Source organism: Ensifer sp. NPDC090286 (assembly GCF_044769565.1).
Lineage (GTDB): Bacteria > Pseudomonadota > Alphaproteobacteria > Rhizobiales > Rhizobiaceae > Ensifer.
In genome coordinates this window covers 939,217-958,598 of sequence record NZ_JBIVYF010000001.1, presented here as the reverse complement: position 1 = coordinate 958,598, position 19,382 = coordinate 939,217, and the positions used below count along the sequence as shown (strand labels likewise).

General features: G+C 62.7%; 22 protein-coding genes. 10 read left to right on the top strand and 12 right to left on the bottom strand.

Features of this window, described 5'->3' with window-relative positions; genetic code table 11:
• Positions 1 to 13: 13 nt before the first annotated feature.
• The 4 genes from ACIQUG_RS04705 (at position 14) to ACIQUG_RS04690 (ending at position 4,289) form a co-directional block, all read left to right on the top strand.
• Positions 14 to 1,192 (top strand): Gfo/Idh/MocA family protein, encoded by a 1,179-nt coding sequence (locus ACIQUG_RS04705; protein WP_402317924.1) that lies wholly within the window; start codon positions 14 to 16, stop codon positions 1,190 to 1,192.
• A 127-nt stretch (positions 1,193 to 1,319) separates the two neighbouring features.
• Complete coding sequence (mgrA, locus tag ACIQUG_RS04700) at positions 1,320 to 2,348, top strand: L-glyceraldehyde 3-phosphate reductase (RefSeq protein ID WP_402317921.1); 1,029 nt, start codon at positions 1,320 to 1,322, stop codon at positions 2,346 to 2,348.
• A gap of 277 nt (positions 2,349 to 2,625) precedes the next feature.
• Positions 2,626 to 3,732 (top strand): TRAP transporter substrate-binding protein, encoded by a 1,107-nt coding sequence (locus ACIQUG_RS04695; protein WP_043625148.1) that lies wholly within the window; start codon positions 2,626 to 2,628, stop codon positions 3,730 to 3,732.
• Positions 3,733 to 3,875: 143 nt separating this feature from the next.
• A complete protein-coding gene (locus ACIQUG_RS04690; RefSeq protein ID WP_402317918.1) occupies positions 3,876 to 4,289 on the top strand; it encodes a cupin domain-containing protein in 414 nt (137 codons plus the stop codon).
• A 260-nt stretch (positions 4,290 to 4,549) separates the two neighbouring features.
• Here ACIQUG_RS04690 and ACIQUG_RS04685 read toward each other — a convergent pair whose 3' ends face one another.
• Together ACIQUG_RS04685 and ACIQUG_RS04680 are read right to left on the bottom strand one after the other, a co-directional pair.
• On the bottom strand, positions 4,550 to 6,394 hold the full coding sequence (locus tag ACIQUG_RS04685) for a TRAP transporter large permease subunit (protein ID WP_402317915.1): 1,845 nt from the start codon (positions 6,392 to 6,394) through the stop codon (positions 4,550 to 4,552).
• A complete protein-coding gene (locus ACIQUG_RS04680; RefSeq protein ID WP_402317912.1) occupies positions 6,391 to 6,966 on the bottom strand; it encodes a TRAP transporter small permease subunit in 576 nt (191 codons plus the stop codon). Before ACIQUG_RS04680 ends, ACIQUG_RS04685 begins: the two co-directional genes overlap by 4 nt.
• Positions 6,967 to 7,311: 345 nt before the next feature.
• On the opposite strand from ACIQUG_RS04680, the gene ACIQUG_RS04675 reads away from it, so the two are divergent.
• Positions 7,312 to 8,940, top strand: a complete 1,629-nt coding sequence (locus tag ACIQUG_RS04675) for a glycoside hydrolase family 43 protein (protein WP_402317909.1) — start codon at positions 7,312 to 7,314, stop codon at positions 8,938 to 8,940.
• A 124-nt stretch (positions 8,941 to 9,064) separates the two neighbouring features.
• Positions 9,065 to 9,466, top strand: coding sequence for an RcnB family protein (locus tag ACIQUG_RS04670; protein WP_034788451.1), 402 nt, complete (start codon positions 9,065 to 9,067; stop codon positions 9,464 to 9,466).
• Between the two features lie 34 nt (positions 9,467 to 9,500).
• Here the strand turns inward: ACIQUG_RS04670 and ACIQUG_RS04665 are convergent, their stop codons facing one another.
• From ACIQUG_RS04665 to znuA, 3 genes are all read right to left on the bottom strand, one after another.
• On the bottom strand, positions 9,501 to 9,713 hold the full coding sequence (locus tag ACIQUG_RS04665) for a hypothetical protein (RefSeq protein WP_402317906.1): 213 nt from the start codon (positions 9,711 to 9,713) through the stop codon (positions 9,501 to 9,503).
• On the bottom strand, positions 9,713 to 10,915 hold the full coding sequence (zigA, locus tag ACIQUG_RS04660) for a zinc metallochaperone GTPase ZigA (RefSeq protein WP_402317903.1): 1,203 nt from the start codon (positions 10,913 to 10,915) through the stop codon (positions 9,713 to 9,715). The genes ACIQUG_RS04665 and zigA overlap by 1 nt, the downstream gene beginning before the upstream one ends.
• A gap of 285 nt (positions 10,916 to 11,200) precedes the next feature.
• Positions 11,201 to 12,175 (bottom strand): zinc ABC transporter substrate-binding protein ZnuA, encoded by a 975-nt coding sequence (gene znuA / locus ACIQUG_RS04655; RefSeq protein WP_402317900.1) that lies wholly within the window; start codon positions 12,173 to 12,175, stop codon positions 11,201 to 11,203.
• A gap of 185 nt (positions 12,176 to 12,360) precedes the next feature.
• On the opposite strand from znuA, the gene ACIQUG_RS04650 reads away from it, so the two are divergent.
• From ACIQUG_RS04650 to ACIQUG_RS04640, 3 genes are read left to right on the top strand one after another with little or no spacing between them, the layout of a single operon-like run.
• Complete coding sequence (locus ACIQUG_RS04650) at positions 12,361 to 13,266, top strand: ATP-binding cassette domain-containing protein (RefSeq protein WP_402317897.1); 906 nt, start codon at positions 12,361 to 12,363, stop codon at positions 13,264 to 13,266.
• Positions 13,259 to 14,089, top strand: a complete 831-nt coding sequence (gene znuB / locus ACIQUG_RS04645) for a zinc ABC transporter permease subunit ZnuB (protein ID WP_205238646.1) — start codon at positions 13,259 to 13,261, stop codon at positions 14,087 to 14,089. The genes ACIQUG_RS04650 and znuB overlap by 8 nt, the downstream gene beginning before the upstream one ends.
• Complete coding sequence (locus ACIQUG_RS04640; RefSeq protein ID WP_192446335.1) at positions 14,089 to 14,484, top strand: Fur family transcriptional regulator; 396 nt, start codon at positions 14,089 to 14,091, stop codon at positions 14,482 to 14,484. Before znuB ends, ACIQUG_RS04640 begins: the two co-directional genes overlap by 1 nt.
• 50 nt (positions 14,485 to 14,534) lie before the next feature.
• Here ACIQUG_RS04640 and ACIQUG_RS04635 read toward each other — a convergent pair whose 3' ends face one another.
• The 7 genes from ACIQUG_RS04635 to ACIQUG_RS04605 form a co-directional block, all read right to left on the bottom strand.
• Positions 14,535 to 15,065, bottom strand: coding sequence for a gamma carbonic anhydrase family protein (locus tag ACIQUG_RS04635; RefSeq protein ID WP_205238647.1), 531 nt, complete (start codon positions 15,063 to 15,065; stop codon positions 14,535 to 14,537).
• 75 nt (positions 15,066 to 15,140) lie between these two features.
• Entirely contained in the window at positions 15,141 to 15,827 is a 687-nt protein-coding gene (locus ACIQUG_RS04630; protein WP_402317892.1) for a fumarylacetoacetate hydrolase family protein, read from the bottom strand.
• Positions 15,828 to 16,082: 255 nt separating this feature from the next.
• Complete coding sequence (locus ACIQUG_RS04625) at positions 16,083 to 16,289, bottom strand: hypothetical protein (protein ID WP_043625188.1); 207 nt, start codon at positions 16,287 to 16,289, stop codon at positions 16,083 to 16,085.
• Between the two features lie 326 nt (positions 16,290 to 16,615).
• Positions 16,616 to 16,852 carry a DUF982 domain-containing protein gene (locus ACIQUG_RS04620; RefSeq protein WP_082006202.1) on the bottom strand — a complete coding sequence of 79 codons (237 nt, stop codon included), beginning with the start codon at positions 16,850 to 16,852 and terminating at the stop codon, positions 16,616 to 16,618.
• A gap of 196 nt (positions 16,853 to 17,048) precedes the next feature.
• A complete protein-coding gene (locus ACIQUG_RS04615; RefSeq protein ID WP_246765000.1) occupies positions 17,049 to 17,285 on the bottom strand; it encodes a hypothetical protein in 237 nt (78 codons plus the stop codon).
• A 104-nt stretch (positions 17,286 to 17,389) separates the two neighbouring features.
• On the bottom strand, positions 17,390 to 17,782 hold the full coding sequence (locus ACIQUG_RS04610) for a hypothetical protein (protein ID WP_060520646.1): 393 nt from the start codon (positions 17,780 to 17,782) through the stop codon (positions 17,390 to 17,392).
• A gap of 185 nt (positions 17,783 to 17,967) precedes the next feature.
• Positions 17,968 to 18,090, bottom strand: a complete 123-nt coding sequence (locus ACIQUG_RS04605; protein WP_402317887.1) for a hypothetical protein — start codon at positions 18,088 to 18,090, stop codon at positions 17,968 to 17,970.
• A 395-nt stretch (positions 18,091 to 18,485) separates the two neighbouring features.
• Between ACIQUG_RS04605 and ACIQUG_RS04600 the strand changes: the two genes are divergently transcribed.
• A complete protein-coding gene (locus ACIQUG_RS04600) occupies positions 18,486 to 19,286 on the top strand; it encodes a glycosyltransferase family 25 protein (protein ID WP_402320571.1) in 801 nt (266 codons plus the stop codon).
• Positions 19,287 to 19,382 lie beyond the last annotated feature (96 nt).

Here is a 19,382-nt window from a genome sequence, read left to right as displayed (position 1 = left end):
AACAGGTTCATCCATGACCAAGGAACTTGGCGTCGGCATCATCGGATGCGGCAATATCTCCACCACCTACTTCAAGCTTGCGCCGCTCTTCAAGGGCATCAGGGTCGTCGCCTGCGCTGACCTCAACCCGGCGGCTGCCGAGGCGCGGGCGACCGAATACGGCGTCGAGGCCCAGAGCATCGAGGCGCTGCTCACCAATCCTGCCGTCGACATCGTCGTCAACCTGACGATCCCGGATGCGCACTATCCGGTGTCGAAGGCGATCCTCGAAGCGGGCAAGCACGTCTACTCGGAAAAGCCGCTGGTGCTGTCGCTCGAGCAGGGCGAAGAGCTCAGGGCGATCGCCAAGGCGAAGGGTCTTTCGGTCGGCTGCGCGCCCGACACCTTCCTCGGCGGGGCGCATCAGCTTGCCCGCAGCGCCGTCGATGCCGGCAAGATCGGCCGGGTGACCTCGGGCACCTGCCACGTCATGAGCCCGGGCATGGAAATGTGGCATCCGAACCCGGACTTCTTCTTCCTGCCCGGCGGCGGCCCGATCCTCGATCTCGGCCCCTATTACATCGCCAACCTGATCAACCTGATCGGGCCGGTGAAACGGGTGGCGGCGCTGACGACCATGGCCAACCCGACCCGCACGATCACCAGCGAGCCGCGCAAGGGCGAGGTGATCCCGGTGAAGACGCCGACCAACATTCATGCGCTGCTCGAATTTGAGAACGGCGCGACGATCACGCTGTCGGCGAGCTGGGACGTCTGGTCGCATCGCCACGCCAATATGGAACTCTACGGCACCGAAGGCTCGCTCTATGTGCCCGATCCGAACTTCTTCGGCGGAACCGTGGAGATCAGCGGAAAGGACAAGAACATCCAGCCGCTGGAACCCTGGGATCATCCCTTCGGCATCGCCAACCAGGAGCACCCGCAGGGCCCGATGGCGAACTACCGCACCGCCGGCCTTGCCGACATGGCGCTCGCGATCCTCGAAGGCCGCGACGCCCGCTGCTCGCTCGACCGCGCGCTGCACGGCGTTGACGTCATGGTGTCGATCCTGAAGTCGGGCGAGGAGGGACGGTTCATCGAGCTTTCCACCACCTGCACCCAGCCGGCGGCCCTCGGCATCGAGGAGGCCAGAGCGTTGCTGCGCGAGACGGAAGAAGAAATATCGGGAAATCGCGTCGCTGCCGCTTCATAGCGACAGCGGACAGGTTTAGACCTTTGTCAATTGAGGTTTCCGTAGCGGCCAACCGCTGCGGAAACCGTTTCATTTTCGAGGGTGGCGGATCTGCCGCCATCCGGATACCGATCGCGGAGGATTTGCGATGACCTGGCTACCGGCGGAAAACCGCTACGACACCATGAAATATAACCGCGTCGGACGTTCCGGCCTGAAGCTGCCGGCGATCTCGCTGGGGCTCTGGCACAATTTCGGCGGCGACACGCCGCATGACCGCAAGGTCGACATGTGCCGCACCGCGTTCGATCTCGGCATCACCCATTTCGATCTCGCCAACAATTACGGCCCGCCTCCGGGCTCGGCCGAGACCGCCTTCGGCGAGATCATGCGCACGGACTTTGCCCACCTGCGCGACGAGCTGATCATCTCGTCCAAGGCCGGCTATGACATGTGGGCCGGTCCCTATGGCGAATGGGGCAGCCGCAAATACATGATCGCGTCCTGCGACCAGAGCCTGAAGCGCATGGGCCTCGACTATGTCGATATCTTCTATTCGCACCGCTTCGACCCGGAGACGCCACTCGAAGAGACCTGCGGCACGCTCGACCATATCGTCCGGTCGGGCCGGGCGCTCTATGTCGGCATTTCGTCCTACAACTCGCAGCGCACCCGCGAAGCGGCCGCGATCCTGAAGGACCTGGGCACGCCTTGCCTCATCCACCAGCCGAGCTATTCCATGCTCAATCGCTGGATCGAGGACGACGGTCTGATTCACACGCTCGAAGACCTCGGCATCGGCTCGATCGTGTTTTCGCCGCTTGCCCAGGGCATGCTGACGACCAAGTATCTCGGCGGCATCCCCTCCGACAGCCGCGCGGCGCAGAACCACTTCCTCAAGAAGGACTTCATCCGCCCTGAGATCATCGACAACATCCGCAAGCTGAACGGCATTGCCGAAAAGCGCGGCCAGACGCTGGCGCAGATGGCGCTTGCCTGGGTGCTGCGCAATGGCCGCATCACCTCGGCGCTGATCGGCGCCAGCCGCTCCGAGCAGATCGTCGATTGCGTCAAGGCGCTCGAAAACGACACGTTCACGGCGGACGAACTGGCCGAGATCGATCTGTATGCCCGTGAGGCCGACATCAACCTCTGGGCCAAGTCGGCCGAGCTCTGATTTTGACCGAAAATATTGATTTGCCTGCATTTTGGGCAAATCTCATTGCTTTCCGGCGCATTAGACAAAAGTCGAATGGACGCCGGAAAGCGGCTTCTGGACATGGTCAGGTGTTTCTGTAAGGTGCGACAATGCCTGGCGGTTGCGATGCCTGTTTGCGTCGTCTTCGACGGGTACGAGGAGGAGAGCCACCCATCGTCCGGGAAGGGGCAGGGTGGATTGACGGGCGGTGGTGCTGAACGCGCCCGCCCTTTTGGCGAGAACTAGGGGAGGAACCATGGATCGCCGTTCATTCATGAAAAACGCAAGCCTTGGCGGCTTGGCCGCAGCCGGTGCCGCAGCACTGGCGACGCCGGCGCTTGCGCAGGCAAACCCGAAGGTGAACTGGCGCCTGGCATCGTCGTTCCCGAAGTCGCTCGACACGATCTATGGCGGCGGCGAAGTGCTGTCCAAATACGTCTCCGAAGCGACCGACGGCGCGTTCCAGATCCAGGTCTTTGCCGCCGGCGAAATCGTGCCGGGCTTGCAGGCTGCTGACGCGGCTGCCGCCGGTACGGTCGAAGCCTGCCACACGGTCGCATATTATTACTGGGGCAAGGACCCGACCTGGGCGCTCGGTGCGGCCGTTCCCTTCGCGCTCAACGCGCGCGGCATGAACGCCTGGCACTACCATGGCGGCGGCATCGACCTCTTCAACGAATTCCTCGGCACGCAAGGGCTCGTCGGCTTCCCCGGCGGCAATACCGGCGTGCAGATGGGCGGCTGGTTCCGTAAGGAAATCAAGACGGTCGCCGACATGCAGGGCCTGAAGATGCGCATCGGCGGTTTCGCCGGCAAGGTCGTCGAGAAGCTTGGCGTCGTGCCGCAGCAGATCGCCGGCGGCGACATCTACCCGGCGCTGGAAAAGGGCACCATCGACGCCGCCGAATGGGTCGGCCCCTACGACGACGAGAAGCTCGGCTTCTACAAGGTCGCGCCCTACTACTACTATCCCGGCTGGTGGGAAGGTGGTCCGACGGTCCACGCCATGTTCAACAAGGCGGCCTTCGAAGCGCTGCCGAAGAACTACCAGTCGCTGCTGCGCACCGCCTGCCAGGCGACCGACGCGAACATGCTGCAGAAGTACGACTACCTGAACCCGGCGGCGATCAAGCGGCTGGTTGCTTCCGGTGCCAAGCTCAGCCCGTTCAGCGCCGAAATCCTGTCGGCCTGCTTCGACAAGGCCAACGAAGTCTATGCGGAGATGGAAGCCTCGAACCCGACCTTCAAGAAGATCTGGGACTCGATCAAGGCTTTCCGCGGCGAGTACTACCTCAACGCCCAGATCGCCGAATACAACTACGACACCTTCATGATGATCCAGCAGCGCGGCGGCAAGCTCTAAGCTTTCTCCCTTGCTCATGGAAACGGGCCGCTCGCGATATCCTCGCGGGCGGCCTTTTCGTTGCGGCTCGCACAGCCTGTTGCGCGCCGTCGTTTCCGCATTTCGTGGTATGGTTGCTGCCTCAACAGGACGGAGGAAGAGCCATGCCAAGCGAAGGCCAATCCGTCGTGCTCGGTCCCGACCAGGGGCGGCGCTACGACATGGGCGCGATCCAGGCGGTGTTCAAAGCCGATGGCGCCGAGACCGCGGGGCGCTTCTCGATTTCGGAATGGTGGCTGGAGGCGCGGCATGAAGGGCCGGGCGCCCACAGCCATGACGACAATGACGAGATCTTCTATGTGATCGAAGGCACCGCGAGCGTGCTCGTCGGCGACACCTGGCACCGCAAGCCGAAGGGGTCGCTGTTCGTCATCCCGCGCGGGACGATGCATGACTTCAAGAACGAGAGCCGGGCCCGCATGGGGCTGCTCAACGTCTATGTCGGCGGCCCTTTCGAGGAGGCGATGCCCATGATTGTCGACTGGTATCGGGACAATCCGGCCAAGCGGATCGAGTGAGGGAGGTTCGGTGGGCGGGAGTGGCGGCAAATGCGACAGCCCTGAACTGGTGTCGCCCTTTAAGGAGAGTCGATCGTCTCGAGCTTGTGGAGTCGTCGACTTCAGATACTCCGTCATTCCTGTGACGAGCACAGGAATGAGGGTGGTTTTGGTGGCATCAGCGCCAGTCGGTAAGCTTCCGTCCATGGCATAGATTTTCACGCGAAAACAAAAAAGGGCGGCCCTTGCGGGGGCCGCCCTTCTGTCTGTGTGCCAACCGTCTACTTGAACGACGGCGGCTGGCTGAGATCGTTTGACGGTGCCTGTTGCGGCTGGGCACCCGGACTGCCAAACGAAGGCGGCTGGCTGAGGTCGTTCGACGGAGCGGTCTGCGGCTGGGCGCCGCCCTGATCGGCCGGCTTCTGGTCGAGCGGGCTGCCGCCTGGAAGCTGCAGGCCGCCGGGAAGGCCGAGGCCGCCGCCATTGTCCGGCAAGGTGAGGCCACCGCCGGGCGCAAAGCCAGGCACCTCGATCTTGATCGTGTTCGGATCGACCACCGTTCCCGTGCCCTTGTAGTGCATGACCATCTGCGGGAACATGATCGTCAGCGCCACCATCAGGATCTGGATCCCGACGAAGGGCACGGCACCCCAGTAGATCTGGCCGGTCGTGACCGGCTGGATGTTCTTGCCGGTGATCTTGTCGAGGTAGGGCACCTTGGCCGCGACCGAGCGCAGATAGAAGAGCGCGAAGCCGAAGGGAGGGTGCATGAAGCTCGTCTGCATGTTGATGCCGAGCAGCACGCCGAACCAGATGAGGTCGATGCCGAGCTTGTCGGCAGCCGGTGCAAGCAGCGGCACGATGATGAAGGCGAGCTCGAAGAAATCCAGGAAGAACGCCAGGAAGAAGACGAGCAGGTTGACGGCGATCAAGAAGCCGGTTTCGCCGCCCGGCATCGCCGTCAGCAGGTGTTCGACCCAGATATGGCCGTTGACGCCATAGAAGGTGAGCGAGAAGACGCGCGCACCGATGAGGATGAACAGCACGAAGGCGGAGAGACGGGTGGTGGCCGTCAGCGCGCCGCGCACCACGTCCATGTTGAGCCGTCCCTTGGCCGCCGCCATGATCAGCGCACCGACAGCACCCATGGCGCCGCCTTCGGTCGGCGTCGCGATGCCGAGGAAGATGGTGCCGAGCACCAGGAAGATCAGCGCCAGCGGCGGGATCAGCACGATGATGACCTGTTGGGCAAGGCGCGACATCATGTTGAACTTCAAACCGCGGTCGGCCAGCGCCACCACGTAGATGAAGGCGACGCCGACCGTCGCACCGAGGATGTCGGCATTTTCGCCGTGGGTCGGGTAGAGGTAGACGTGCGCCGCATAGGCAAAGGCGCCGGCGACGATGAGGGCGATGATCAGCGAGGTGACGCCGGAGCCAAGCGTGCGCGCTTCCGGCGGCAGGGCCGGCATCGAGTCACGCTTCAGGATCGTCATGATCAGAATGTAGATCATGTACAGACCGGTGAGCACCAGGCCCGGGATCAGCGCGCCGGCATACATGTCGCCGACCGAACGGCCGAGCTGGTCGGCAAGAACGATGAGCACCAGCGACGGCGGGATGATCTGGGCGAGCGTGCCGGAGGCGGCAATCACGCCCGAGGCGACCTTCCGGTCATAGCCATAACGCAGCATGATCGGCAGCGAGATCAGGCCCATGGCGATGACCGAGGCGGCAACGACACCGGTGGTGGCTGCAAGCAGCGCACCGACGAAGATGACCGCATAGGCAAGACCGCCGCGGATGGGACCGAAGAGCTGGCCGATCGTGTCGAGCAGGTCTTCGGCCATGCCCGATTTCTCGAGCACGATCCCCATGAAGGTAAAGAAGGGGATGGCAAGCAATGTGTCGTTCGACATCACCCCCCAGAACCGGTCGGGCAATGCATTGAGCAAGGGCCAGGAGAGGTTGATCGAGTCCGACAGCGGCGCGAGTTCGACGCCGATGATGAAGAACAGCAAGCCGTTGGCGGCGAGCGAGAAGGCGACCGGGTATCCCAAGAGCAGGAACACGATCAGCGACACGAACATGATCGGCGCCAGGTTTTCAGCAATGAATTCGATCATGGACGGGTCTCCGGAGACACGACATCGTCAAGCGGCGCATGGGTCGGCACATAGGGTGTCGGGTCTTCCATGTTTCCGGTCATGATCGCGATTTTCTTGATGATCTCCGACACGCCCTGGAAGGCGAGAAGCAGGAAGCCGAAGAGCAGGATGGCCTTGGCTGGCCAGATGATCAGGCCGCCGGCCGACGAGGAGACTTCGCCCGAGACATAGGACATCTTCACATACGGGAAGAGGTAATAGAGCACGAGCAGCACGAAGGGCATCAGGAACAGCAGGTGACCCAAGAGGTCGATCCAGTGCTGGACGCGGCGCGAGAACTGGCCGTAGACCACGTCGATGCGGATGTGCTCGTTCTGGCTCAGCGTATAGGCGGCGGCAAACATGAAGGCGGCGCCGAACAGATACCATTGCGCCTCGAGCCAGGCATTCGACGACATGTTGAAGATCTTGCGGATGATGGCATTGCCGGCGCTGACGAGAACAGCGGCCAGGATCAGCCATGAAACGCTTTTTCCGATAAATTCCGTGATCGTGTCTATAAGTCGGCTAAAGCCGAGCAAAGCTCTCATCGATTTCCTCCCCGCGATGGCTCTTATGGTTCTTGTGCCAAGCACAGCCAGAGTGCCGATTTCAAGCGCGCGTTCAAGTCCGGGCCGCGATTTTCCCGTGTAGTTGGGCCGCTTCCGACTAAAGTAGAATAGGCTGTTCCGGCGCTCTGCTCATTGTTTGTGCAATCAGACCGCCGATGCCGGAACATGACGATCGTCAGCCATCTCTAGGGGCAGATCGCAGTCCCGAATCGATGTGGATAGCTGGTCGCAAACAGCGGGGAGAATGCTTTACTGTAACGTTGCAGGCTTGAATTTGTATGATTTTTGGGGTCGGATGGCGCCACCAACGGAGGACGCCTGGAAATGACCGCCATGATCCGAAACCCGATCCTTAAAGGGTTCAACCCGGACCCTTCGATCTGCCGCGTCGGCGACGATTACTACATCGCCACCTCCACATTCGAATGGTATCCGGGCGTGCAGATCCACCATTCGCGCGACCTCGTGAACTGGACGCTCGTCCGCCGGCCGCTGGAGCGCGCAAGCCAACTCGACATGCGCGGCAATCCCGACAGCTGCGGGGTGTGGGCGCCGTGTCTTTCCTATGACGACGGCCTGTTCTGGCTGGTCTATACCGACGTCAAGCGCTTCGACGGCAACTTCAAGGACGCGCACAACTACATCGTCACGGCGGAGACGATCGAGGCGACCTGGTCGGATCCGGTCTACGTCAATTCTTCCGGTTTCGACCCGTCGCTGTTTCACGATGACGACGGCCGCAAGTGGTTTCTCAACATGCAGTGGAACCACCGCACGATGAGTTTTGGCGGCTCGCCGAAACATCCGGCCTTCGACGGCATCTTGCTGCAGGAGTGGGACGAGCGAACACGCCGGCTCGTCGGCCCGGTCAAGAACATCTTTGCCGGCTCACCGCTCGGCCTCGTCGAGGGGCCGCATCTCTTCAAGAAGAACGGCTGGTACTATCTGACGACGGCCGAAGGCGGCACCGGCTACGACCATGCCGTCACCATGGCGCGCTCACGCACGATCGACGGGCCCTATGAGATGCATCCGGACATCTACCTGATCACGTCGAAGGATCACCCCGAAGCGCCGTTGCAGCGCGCCGGCCATGGCCAATATGTCGAGACGCCCGACGGGCAGGCCTATCACACCCATCTGACCGGCCGGCCGCTTGCGCCGCAGCGTCGCTCTCCGCTCGGTCGCGAGACGGCGCTGCAGAAATGTGTCTGGCGCGAGGATGGCTGGCTCTATCTGGAGAATGGCGGACCGGTGCCGGAGGTACTCGTGCCGGCTCCGGGGCCGGCGGAGGAACTGGCGGCGCCCGTCGTCGTGGAGACGGAGTTCGACGACGGCGTGCTGCCGATCGACTTCCAGTGGCTGCGCACGCCGCAGCCGGGGCGGATCTTCTCGCTCGACCTGCGTCCGGGCCATCTGCGTCTCATCGGTCGCGAGAGCATCGGCAGCTGGTTCGAGCAGGCGTTGGTGGCGCGGCGGCAGGAGCATCATTCCTTCCGCGCCGAAACGACGGTCGATTTCACCGCCGAGACCTATCAGCAGGTGGCGGGCCTGACGCATTACTACAACCGCCACAAGTTCCATGCGCTCGGCGTCACCTGGCACGAGACGCTGGGACGTACGCTGACGATCCTCTCGTGCCCCGGCGATTTTCCGCATGCGCGGCTGGAGTTTCCCGTCGGCGGCGGCATCGCCGTTCCCGATGGTCCGCTCGAGCTTGCGATGGAGGTCCGCGACAACGACCTGCAGTTCTCTTGGCGGGCGAGCGGCGCAGCGGAATGGCAGCCGATCGGCCCGGTTCTCGACGCGGGCGTGGTCTCGGACGAGGGCGGCCGCGGCGAGCACGGATCCTTCACCGGCGCTTTCGCCGGCCTGTTCGCCTTCGACACGTCAGGTGCTGGCAAGGCCGCCGATTTCGATCGCTTCCGCTACGTCAGTCTTGCGGCCGGTTGATCTGTGAACATTAGAAATGCGAAATAAGTGATGGATATGATTACGTATTTGTAATGTAGAGTTTCATATTCGGTTCAGGAAGCGGGGCCTAATTTTCGGGTGCAGACAACGAAAGGACACCCGAATGAAACGTCTCCTGATCGCGCTCGTCGCCAGCTCCGTTCTGATTACGCCGGTCGCAGCCCTTGCCCAGCCGGCAGGATCCTTCGAGGTGGCGCAGAACTATGATCGTTCGCGTCGACCCGTCGATCGCGACTACGATCGTCACATGGACCGCCGCGTGGATCGTCACGTCGACAAGCACGTCACGATCGAAAAGCGGGTCATCGTCAAGAAGAAGGAGCGCTGGGCGCGCGGCCATCGCCTGTCGCCGGCCGAGCGTCGCCACATGGCGCAGGTGCGCGACTACCGTTACTACAAGCTTCGCCAGCCGCCGCGTGGCCAGCAGTGGGTACGCTCCGGCAACGACTTCCTGTTGATCAGCCTTGCGACCGGCGTCATTGTCGGCCTGGCGGCAGCACGCTGATAACACCCACTGGGTTCAGCGAAGGGGCGGCGTTTCACGCCGCCCCTTCGCCTTTTCGGTGACCGGCGCGTGGGTTTTGCCGGTCGCCAAACAGCAGCAGTTCGATGGCGCCTGCCGCATCCGGCGCGTCCTCGTCCGCCGGCTCATCGCCCAGAAACGGATCGAACATCGGCACCGGCCGCCCCGCGGCGTTGAGCGCCATGCAGATGAAGCGCGGTCGGCGCGGTGCGCGTGCGGCGTCGGCCATCAGGCGGCCCGTGGCGACCAACTGGCGAAGGGGTCGGCAAGATCGCGCCAGCGCTCCGGACGAAAGCGCTCGTCGGCGATCAGGCAGGCATCGAGTTCGGCGCGAAGCGCCGCCTCGTCCATCGGGTCGGCGCCAATGAAGACGATCTCCTGGCGACGATCACCCCAGACCGGGTCCAGGTAGCGGCCGACCGCCTTCAGGAAGCCGGGTTCGCGCGGCCATTGCTCCTGCGGCACGGCCGACCACCAGAGCCCCATCTTGCCGGTGCGAACGAGCGGGCCGGCTTGGCTGATCTCGCCGACATAATGTGGTCGGGTCGCCAGCCAGAAGAAGCCCTTGGCGCGAAGCACGCCCGGCCAGGAGCGGTTGAGAAAGGCCTGGAAGCGCATGGGATCGAGCGGACGGCGGGCGCGATAGACGAAGGAGCGGATGCCGTATTCCTCGGTCTCCGGGATATGATCCTTGAAACCGTGCAGTTCCTTATACCAGAGCGGATGTTCTTCGGCCTTGGCGAGGTCGAAACGACCGGTTCCAAGGACCTCGCGCAGGTTTACCTTGCCGAAATCGGTTTCAATCAGCCGCGCATCGGGGTTGAGCCCGACGATGATCTTGCGGGCGGCATCCACCTGCTCGGGTGTGGCAGTGCCGACCTTGTTCAAGACGACCACATCGGCGAACTCGATCTGCTCGACCAGGAGATCGACGAGGGTGCGTGTATCGCCTTCGCCCGCCGTTTCGCCGCGATCGGCGAGGAAATCGAGCGAGGAATAGTCGGCGAGAAGATTTGCCGCGTCGACGACGGTCACCATCGTGTCGAGGCGGGCGACGTCGGCCAGGCTTTCGCCGTCCTCGTCGCGAAAATCGAAGGTGGTGGCGACGGGCAGGGGCTCGGAAATGCCGCTCGATTCGATCAGCAGATAGTCGAAGCGGTTCTGTTCGGCGAGGTTGCGCACCTCCTTCAGGAGATCGTCGCGCAGCGTGCAACAGATGCAGCCATTGGTCATTTCCACCAATTGCTCCTCCGTGCGCGATAGACCAGCGCCGCCGTCACGCACCAGAGCTGCGTCGATATTGACCTCGCTCATGTCGTTGACGATGACGGCGACGCGCAAGCCGTCGCGGTTGGAAAGCACGTGGTTGAGCAGCGTCGTCTTGCCGGCGCCAAGGAAGCCGGAGAGAACGGTGACGGGGAGCTTTTCCATCGATTGGTTCCTGTATGTTATATCGTTACAATTGCTATCGGTAAAAAAGGCGAGCGATATCGCTCGCCAGATCCGACTGTGAAACTGGCTTCAAGCCGCGGCATGCCTCGGGTGTTGCCTAGGCAGGTCTTCGCTTGACGTTTCTGTATTCCCGGTCGGCCACCAGGCTCGTCATCTTCGGGTCGAGCCCGCGGATGACGGATCAAGCCCGAAGGCAAGGAGAGGGTGGGCGCCCCCATAATCGAGCCACGCGGACGCCCACCGATACCGTCTTGGGAGGACGGGTCAGCTTGCCGAGGTGAGGCAGGTCTTCAGCGAGGTGCCGATCCCTTCCATCATCTGGAAATAGAGATCCGGGCCGGCCTCCAGCGTACCGGCTTCCGGGTCCAGCGTTCCGGATTTCGCCGGCGTGCCCTCGATCACCACATTGATCAGCTTCGGCTCGAACTGCGGCTCGGCAAAGACGCAGGTCGCGCCCAGTTCCTTGATCTTGGCGTGGATCTGGGACACCCGCTCCGCACCTGGCAGCACCTCGGGGCTGACGGTGATCGAGCCGGCGACGCGAACCTTGTAGCGGTGCTCGAAATACTGGTAGGCGTCGTGGAAAACGACGAAGGGCTTGTCCTTGATCGGCGCCACCGTCTCCGTGAGCTTGGCGTCGAGTGCGTCCAGGCGCTTGTTCAGCGCGTCCAGATTGGCCTTGTAGGCGCCGGCATTGTCGGGATCGGCCTCGGTGAGCGTCTTTTCGATCGCGGCCGCCATCGCCTTCGCATTCATGGGATCGAGCCACATGTGCAGGTCGGTGTCGCCGTGACCGTGATCGTGGTCATGCCCGGCTTCGCCCTCGGCATGCTTGTGGCCTTCCTCACCATGGCCTTCGTCGCCATGGTCATGCGCCTCGAACGCACCGCCTTCGCGGAACTTCAGTTTCTCGATACCGGGTGCTTCGCTGAGTTCCACCACCTTTGCGCCGCTTGTTAATGCGTCGAGCGGCTTGTCGAGGAAAGCCTCGAGACCGGGGCCGACCCAGAAGACCACCTTCGCCGCCTGCAGGGCAGAGGCGTTCGAGGGCTTCATGTTGTAGGTATGCGGGGAGGCCGCGCCCTCGACGATCAGCGACGGCTCGCCGACGCCCTGCATGATCGAGGCGACAAGGGAGTGGATCGGCTTGATCGAAACCACCACATTGGGGCTGTCGGCCGCGGCGGGTGCCGCAAGAAGCATGGTGGAGGCAAAGAGCAGGGCGGATGTCGATTTCATCGGGTTCTCCGGGCTTGATTGACGCCCCTGTCCGCATCGGCCAGAGGTACTGTCGGGCATGCAAATCTCTCGCTTCAGCAGGCCGGTGATGGCCTTGAAGTCATCATGTAATGTTATTACATCAATTGCGTTATGCTATAACGTGTGCGATAGCCAGTGGCAACCATGCAAACCGGAATTTTTTCATGTTGAATGTCCGCTCCCCAGATACGCTGCCGCTGGTCAATCTCAGCAATGCCGGCGTGCGCCGCAACGGCCGCTGGCTGGTGCGTGGCGTCGAATTCTCGATCAGTCCCGGCGAGATCGTCACGCTGATCGGGCCGAACGGTTCGGGCAAATCGACGACGGCGAAGACGGCGATCGGGGTGCTCAAGCCGGACGAGGGCTATGTCGAGCGCAAGCCAGGCCTCAAGGTCGGCTACGTGCCGCAGAAGCTTAGCATCGACTGGACGCTGCCCTTGACGGTCGAGCGGCTGATGACGCTGACCGGTCCTTTGGAGGGGCGGGAGATCGAAGAGGCGCTGTCGGCGACCGGCGTGCTGCATTTGGCGAAAGCCGAGGTGCAGCATCTCTCCGGCGGCGAGTTCCAGCGTGCGCTGCTCGCCCGCGCCATTGCCCGCAAGCCCGATCTGCTGGTGCTCGACGAGCCGGTGCAGGGGGTCGATTTCAGCGGTGAGATCGCGCTCTACGAACTGATCAAGCAGATCCGCAACCGTACCGGCTGCGGCATTCTGCTGATCTCGCATGATCTGCACATCGTCATGGCCGAGACCGACACGGTCGTTTGTCTGAACGGCCATGTCTGCTGCCGCGGCACGCCGCAGGCGGTCAGCCAGAGCCCGGAATACCAGAAACTCTTCGGCAGGCGGGCCGCCAATACGCTTGCGGTCTACAGCCACCACCACGACCACACCCATCTGCCCGACGGCCGGGTGCTGCATGCGGACGGTTCGATCACCGAACATTGCTACCCTGGCGACGGCCATCACCACGACGACGAGGAAAATGTGCACGACCACGGCGAGGATTGCGGCTGCGGCCACCATTCACGACTGCATGGCTATGACGTGAAGGAGAAGCGCGATGCTTGACGATTTCTTCGTGCGCGCGCTGATCGCCGGCGTCGGCATTGCCGTCATGGCCGGGCCGCTCGGCTGCTTCGTCATCTGGCGGCGCATGGCCTATTTCGGCGACACCATGGCCCATTCGGCGCTGCTGGGCGTGGCGCTATCGCTACTGCTCGAACTCAACCTGATGCTCAGCGTCTTCATCGTTGCGGCCGTCGTCTCGGTGCTGCTTCTCTTCCTGCAGCGGCGCGGGGCGCTATCGACCGATGCGCTGCTCGGCATCCTCTCACACTCGGCACTGTCCTTTGGCCTCGTCATCGTCGCCTTCATGACCTGGGTGCGCATCGATCTCGTCGGCTTCCTCTTCGGTGATATTCTCGCGGTCTCCGAATCCGACATCGACATCATCTGGGGCGGCGGCATTCTGGTGATCTTTGCGATCGTCTATCTCTGGCGGCCGCTCCTGGCCTCGACCGTCAATCCGGAGTTGGCGGAAGCCGAGGGGCTGAAACCCGAGCGCACGCGGCTCTTTTTCATGCTGTTGATGGCGCTGGTGATTGCGATCGCCATGAAGATCGTCGGCATCCTGCTCATCACCTCGCTGCTGATCATCCCGGCAGCAACAGCACGGCGCTTCTCGACCTCGCCGGAAATCATGGCGGTGCTTGCCTCGGTCATCGGCGCGCTCGCCGTCACCGGCGGGCTTTTCGGCTCGCTGCACTGGGATACCCCGTCGGGACCGTCTATCGTCGTTGCCGCGGTTGGGCTTTTCGTTCTGAGTCTGCTACCGATCGGCCGCCGCCCGATCGAGGCGGCGCATCATTCCACGCCTGGAGGGCACCACTAATGGCTACGCCGCAACTGACCAAGAACCAGACGCTGGTGATGGATGCGCTCAGCCATTCCGAAGGGCCGATGAGCGCCTACACCATCCTCGACAAGCTGCGCGATCATGGATTTCGCGCACCGCTGCAGGTCTATCGGGCGCTCGACAAGCTGCTCGAATACGGTCTCGTGCATCGGCTGGAGAGCATCAATGCCTTCGTTGCCTGCACCTGCCCGCACGATCACGAACACGACCATGGCGTCACCGCCTTTACCATCTGCGAAGGCTGTGGCCAGGTGACCGAATTTCATGACGAGGCAATCGAGCAGCGGCTTTCGACGCTGACGCGGGCGCAGAACTTCAAGACCGAAAAGACGACGATCGAGATTCGCGGCCACTGCCAGAGCTGCGCGTAAGGGCGGTTGCTTCAGGGCGGCCGGAAAGCGCTCCCTGGACTGCCCTACGATCAATCCAGCCGCGTGAGATCGGCGGCGTAGCGCCGCCAGTTCTTGACGTAATGCGCCGCCGAGCGCTTCAAGCCTTCCACCGCCGCCTCGTCCAGCGTGCGGATCGCCTTGGCCGGCGCGCCGACGATCAGCGAATTATCCGGGAATTCCTTGCCTTCGGTGACCAGCGCATTGGCGCCGACCAGGCAGTTGCGGCCGATCTTGGCGCCGTTGAGCACGGTTGCGCCCATGCCGATCAACGAATTCTCGCCGATGGTGCAGCCATGGATGATGGCGCCGTGCCCGATGGTGCAGCCTTCGCCGATCGTCACCGGGAAACCGGGGTCGACATGGATAACGACGTTTTCCTGGATGTTGGTGCGGGCGCCGAGCCGGATGGGTTCGTTGTCGCCGCGCAGAGTTACGCCGAACCAGATGCCGACCTCGTCGCCGATCTCGACCTGGCCGACGACATTGGCGTCCGGGGCCACCCAATAGCTACCCTTCGGCGGCGTCTGTGGGCGAAGTGATCCGAGGGCGTAAAGCGGCATCCATTCTGTCCTTTCGCAACATGGCCGATTGCGGCCGGGCGGCAGGCGGCGGACCACCTGCCGGAAGTGATCCGGTCAGACGACGCTGACGGAGAGTGCTGCAACGCCATCGACGCCGCAGGTGACCTCGTCGCCGCGCGCGACCGGTCCGACGCCAGAGGGCGTGCCGGTCATGATGACGTCGCCGGGGGCCAGTGTGAAGAGCTTGGAGAGTTCGGCGATGATCTCCGGCACTTTCCAGATCATCTGGTCGAGATCGCCCTGCTGGCGCAGTTCGCCGTTGACCTTCAGCCAGATATTGCCGTTGACCGGATGGCCGATCGTTTCAGCCGATGCGATCGCCGAGAGCGGGGCGGAATGCTCGAACGCCTTGGCGGCGGCCCAGGGCTTGCCAGCCTTCTTCGCTTCCGCCTGCAGGTCGCGGCGGGTGAAATCGATGCCGACGGCATAGCCGTAGACGCAATCGAGCGCGTCTTCGACGGTGATGTTGCTGCCGCCACGCTTCAGCACCACGACCAGTTCGACCTCGTGATGAACGTCGGTGGTCAAGGGCGGGTAGGGGAAGGCGCTACCGGCGGCAAGCAGGTTGTCCGGGTTCTTCTGGAAGAAGAATGGCGGCTCGCGGTCCGGGTCGTGGCCCATCTCGATGGCATGGGCGGCATAGTTGCGGCCGACGCAATAGACCCGGCGGACCGGAAAGCCGACGAGGCTGCCGGAAATCGGCAGCAGCACGGGAAGCGGTGGGGGGATGATTGTTTCCATGATCGTCCGGTCTTGGGCGTCCGCCTAATCGCAACCGACAGGAAGAGCGCCGCGCGTGTGTTGTGCGCTCGCTGTTGGCCGATTTCGGTTCCAGCGAGGCGGGAGAGAATCCGGACGTTACTGCATAAATCCGCGAATCGGAATCGATCTGCAGAAAAATTAGGAACAAGGGTTGAGGAAGAAGATTTTGGTTGAGGCGCGCCCGGCCGGGCGCGCGCGATCACGGCATCCGCAAGGATGCCATCATCGGCAAAGTCAGGCGCACTGCGCGTAGGCCTGAAGCTGGTCGCGGGTCAGGAACCGACCGTCCGAACGCGAATTGAGCTCGGGATGGCTGTATTCGAGGCTGGGGACCTGGGGAAGCTCAAGGGCCTGGCGCACGGTCATGATGCCGAGATCACGACGGCCACCTTCACGCTTCACGGTGACTTCAACGATGCGATAGAGATTGCTCTCGCTCATATGTTCTCTCCCGTATATCGTTTTTTTGAATTCCCTTGCGGGGACTAAGGCGCTCCGAAATGGGTTTTTGTGAGGCACCTCAGAATATAGTAGAAAGAAATGAATGCTTCACGACAGAAATCGGGCCATTTCTGGAAAAATCACCCGAGATTGGGCAGTAATGTGCTGAAATGATGCGTTTGTCGGGCGAATGCCGGGAGCTTGAACAATCGTAAACGGCCATCAGAGGCCGTGCTTTTCAATCAAAAAATCATTGTGCCGCTTGCCCGATGGCAAGCGCTCGCCACCTTGACGGCGGCATCTTCCATTCTGCGCCGGCTGGCGCGTCAGTGCGTATGCAGCTCGGCTTCTTCGGCGGCCGAGATGAACAGCGATCGGGCTTCCTCGGCGGTGCGACGGCCGTCGATGGCGGCACGGCAGGCACTGCGGGCGGCGACATAGAATGGTCCGCGGCGAGGCCAGTGGTCTGCAAGGCAGGCGAGGGCGTCTGAGGGGCCTTTGACGGTGCGGCAATCGCCGCTAACGAAGTCGAGTTCGATCGGCTGTTTCCAGACTAATTGCATGCGTCTCCTCCTCGAGATCATCTCAATGAACATCGGCATTTGCGACCGCCGGCGTCTGGCTCCTCTCGAGAGCGCCGACAGTCGATCTTGCTAATGTAGCGCAGGAGTTTGCTTTTGTAAGCAGCTTTTCGGCTATGGCAGGGCCGGCTGCCAGCGGCGGTGGCGAAGCCATGTCGTGCGAATGTCGCTGGTGTCGTTATCGGGGCATATCGCGCTGCAATCTTTCGGCAAATGCGCGACCGGCAATGAGCAGTCGCCCCTCGCTCGTATTGCCCGCGAGATAGTCGTCGATCAGCATCCTGGCATGGCGCCGCGCCGGCTCCCCGTCGCGTGCCCAGCCCTGCTCGATGCAAAGCGCGTCGAAGACGCGTTGCAGCCTCGCCATGTCGACCTTCGACAGCGCCAGGCATTGTGTCGCTCGCAATGGGGCCACCCGTCCCTCCCACAAGGTCGCATTCCCGCGCGCACTATGGCAGAAGGCCGGCGAATTGAACCCCTCGGGAATGAGGGGTTACACAGGCGCCCGTTGTGCTCGAGTCAGGCCGCCGGGACGACGCGGTCCACCTTGGTGCGGCGGCCGCCCTCCTCGATCCGGTAATAGTCGGAACCGATCTGCGCATACTGGTCGCAGCGACGCCCGCCGTCCTCGAAAGTGATGCACACCTCGTCGCCAGTGATCGTGTAGCTGCCGCCGTCGCGCACCTCGTAGTCGCGATAGCCGTAGCGGCCGTCGGGGAAGAAGGTGGAATTGACGCCGTTGAGATTGTAGCGGAGCGTCTTGCCGACGAGAAAGGCCTGGAGCGCATCGCCCGACAGCGTCGGAACGGACGGGGCAGTCGGTCGGGGCTTTGCGATTTCGGGCGCCTCCAACTCCATCGATTGGCATCCGGCCAAGAGAAGTGTGAGAAGTGCCGCGATCGCGCGTTTCATGCCGTCCGTCCTTATTCCTGTGACCGGTAACGATACAGGAACGCTGCCCTAGTCCTGTCCGCGGGCGTCGTCAAGCCCGTGAGGGGGAACAGAGAGGGCGAGGCGGGCCGATCATATGCCTTCTTCCCGTTGGCAATCACACGCTCGTCCTCTGTCGTTCAAAGCCGTAAAAAAGTGCCTGTCGCTCAGAAAAGGTTCGTGCCAACCGATGCTGCCACCGTGGCCGCCAGTGCCAGCAGCAGAAATGCGGCGCCGATGACGGTCGCTATTGTCCGCCGGCGCCGTGCGCCGCTCCAATCGTAGCTCATGTTTCGCTCCGATGACGATCCAGTCGATGCGGCACAATCGGTGATTTTGCTTAACAAAATGGAAACCATGCCCGAATGGGCGCGCGCCGGCGCGACGCTCGCATTGGGGGCAGTTTGACGGAACCCAGCCGGTAGTCCCGTCAGCCCGTATCGCGAGGAGCTCGCAGACGTCGTTGTCGCGCAGCAGCTTGTCGCCGCAGGGCTGATCGTTGTGACGCTGGGCGATCCGTGATAGCTCGTCGCGCAGTTGTACGAATCCCGATGATGCGTTCGGTCACACTGCCGTTGATTTCGGAGCGTTTTTTCGTAGTTCCGGTGTTCGGGCGCGTGCCGCACGCCATGCGGCGTGCGCCTTCGACCCACACACGCCAAGATGGAAGGAAGCAGGGGTGTCCATGCGCTGCCTGGTGATCAATCTCGACCGTTCCCCTGAGCGCCTGATCCATATCGGTTGCCAGTTTTCCACCCTCGGCCTGAATTTCGAGCGCGTCGCTGCCGTTGACGGGCGTCAGCTCGATGACGCCGTTCTGGCGATGCAGCCGGCGTCGAAGCAGTGGAAGAGGATGAACAAGGCCGAGATCGCCTGCTTCATGAGCCATCGGACGTGCTGGGCCATCATTGCGGAAGGGAACGATGCCTATGGCGCGGTGATCGAGGACGATGTCTTCTTTTCGCCGAGCGCCACCCATGCGCTGTCGTCATCGGATTGGATCCCAGCCGAAGTGGGGCTGCTGAAGATCGAAACCTTCCGGCAAAAGGTGTTTCTCAGCCGCGCTCGTGTGCTCGCCGATGCCGGCCGCTCGATCCACGCGTTGCGGGGTTGCCATGTCGGCACGGGCGGCTATGTCATCTCTCGGGACTATGCAAAAAGGCTGCTCGAGCTCTCGGAAGCGGCGTTTCCATGCCCCGTCGATCATTTCATGTTCGACGACGAGGTGCCGCGGCCGGAGGACTGCCGCATCCATCAGCTCTATCCGGCTGTCTGCATCCAGGGCATGCTGCTCGACAGCGCCGACCCCGCGCATGGAAGCACGATCCGCAAGCCGGCCGGCGCAACGATCCGCGTGAAGCCAAAGCTCGGGATACACCAGAAGCTCTGGCGCGAGTGCAAGCGCCTGTCCTTGCAGCTAGCGGCCCTGCCGCCGTTCCTTTTCCGCAGCATTCGCTACCGCTGGACGGCCGTGCCGTTCGGCTAAGCCTGGCGCTGGCCACGTTGGCGGCTTCATCACTCATCTGCGCTGCTGTTTCTGCGGCCGAAAGGCGGGCAGGGCGATCTTCATCCGGGCCCGCTC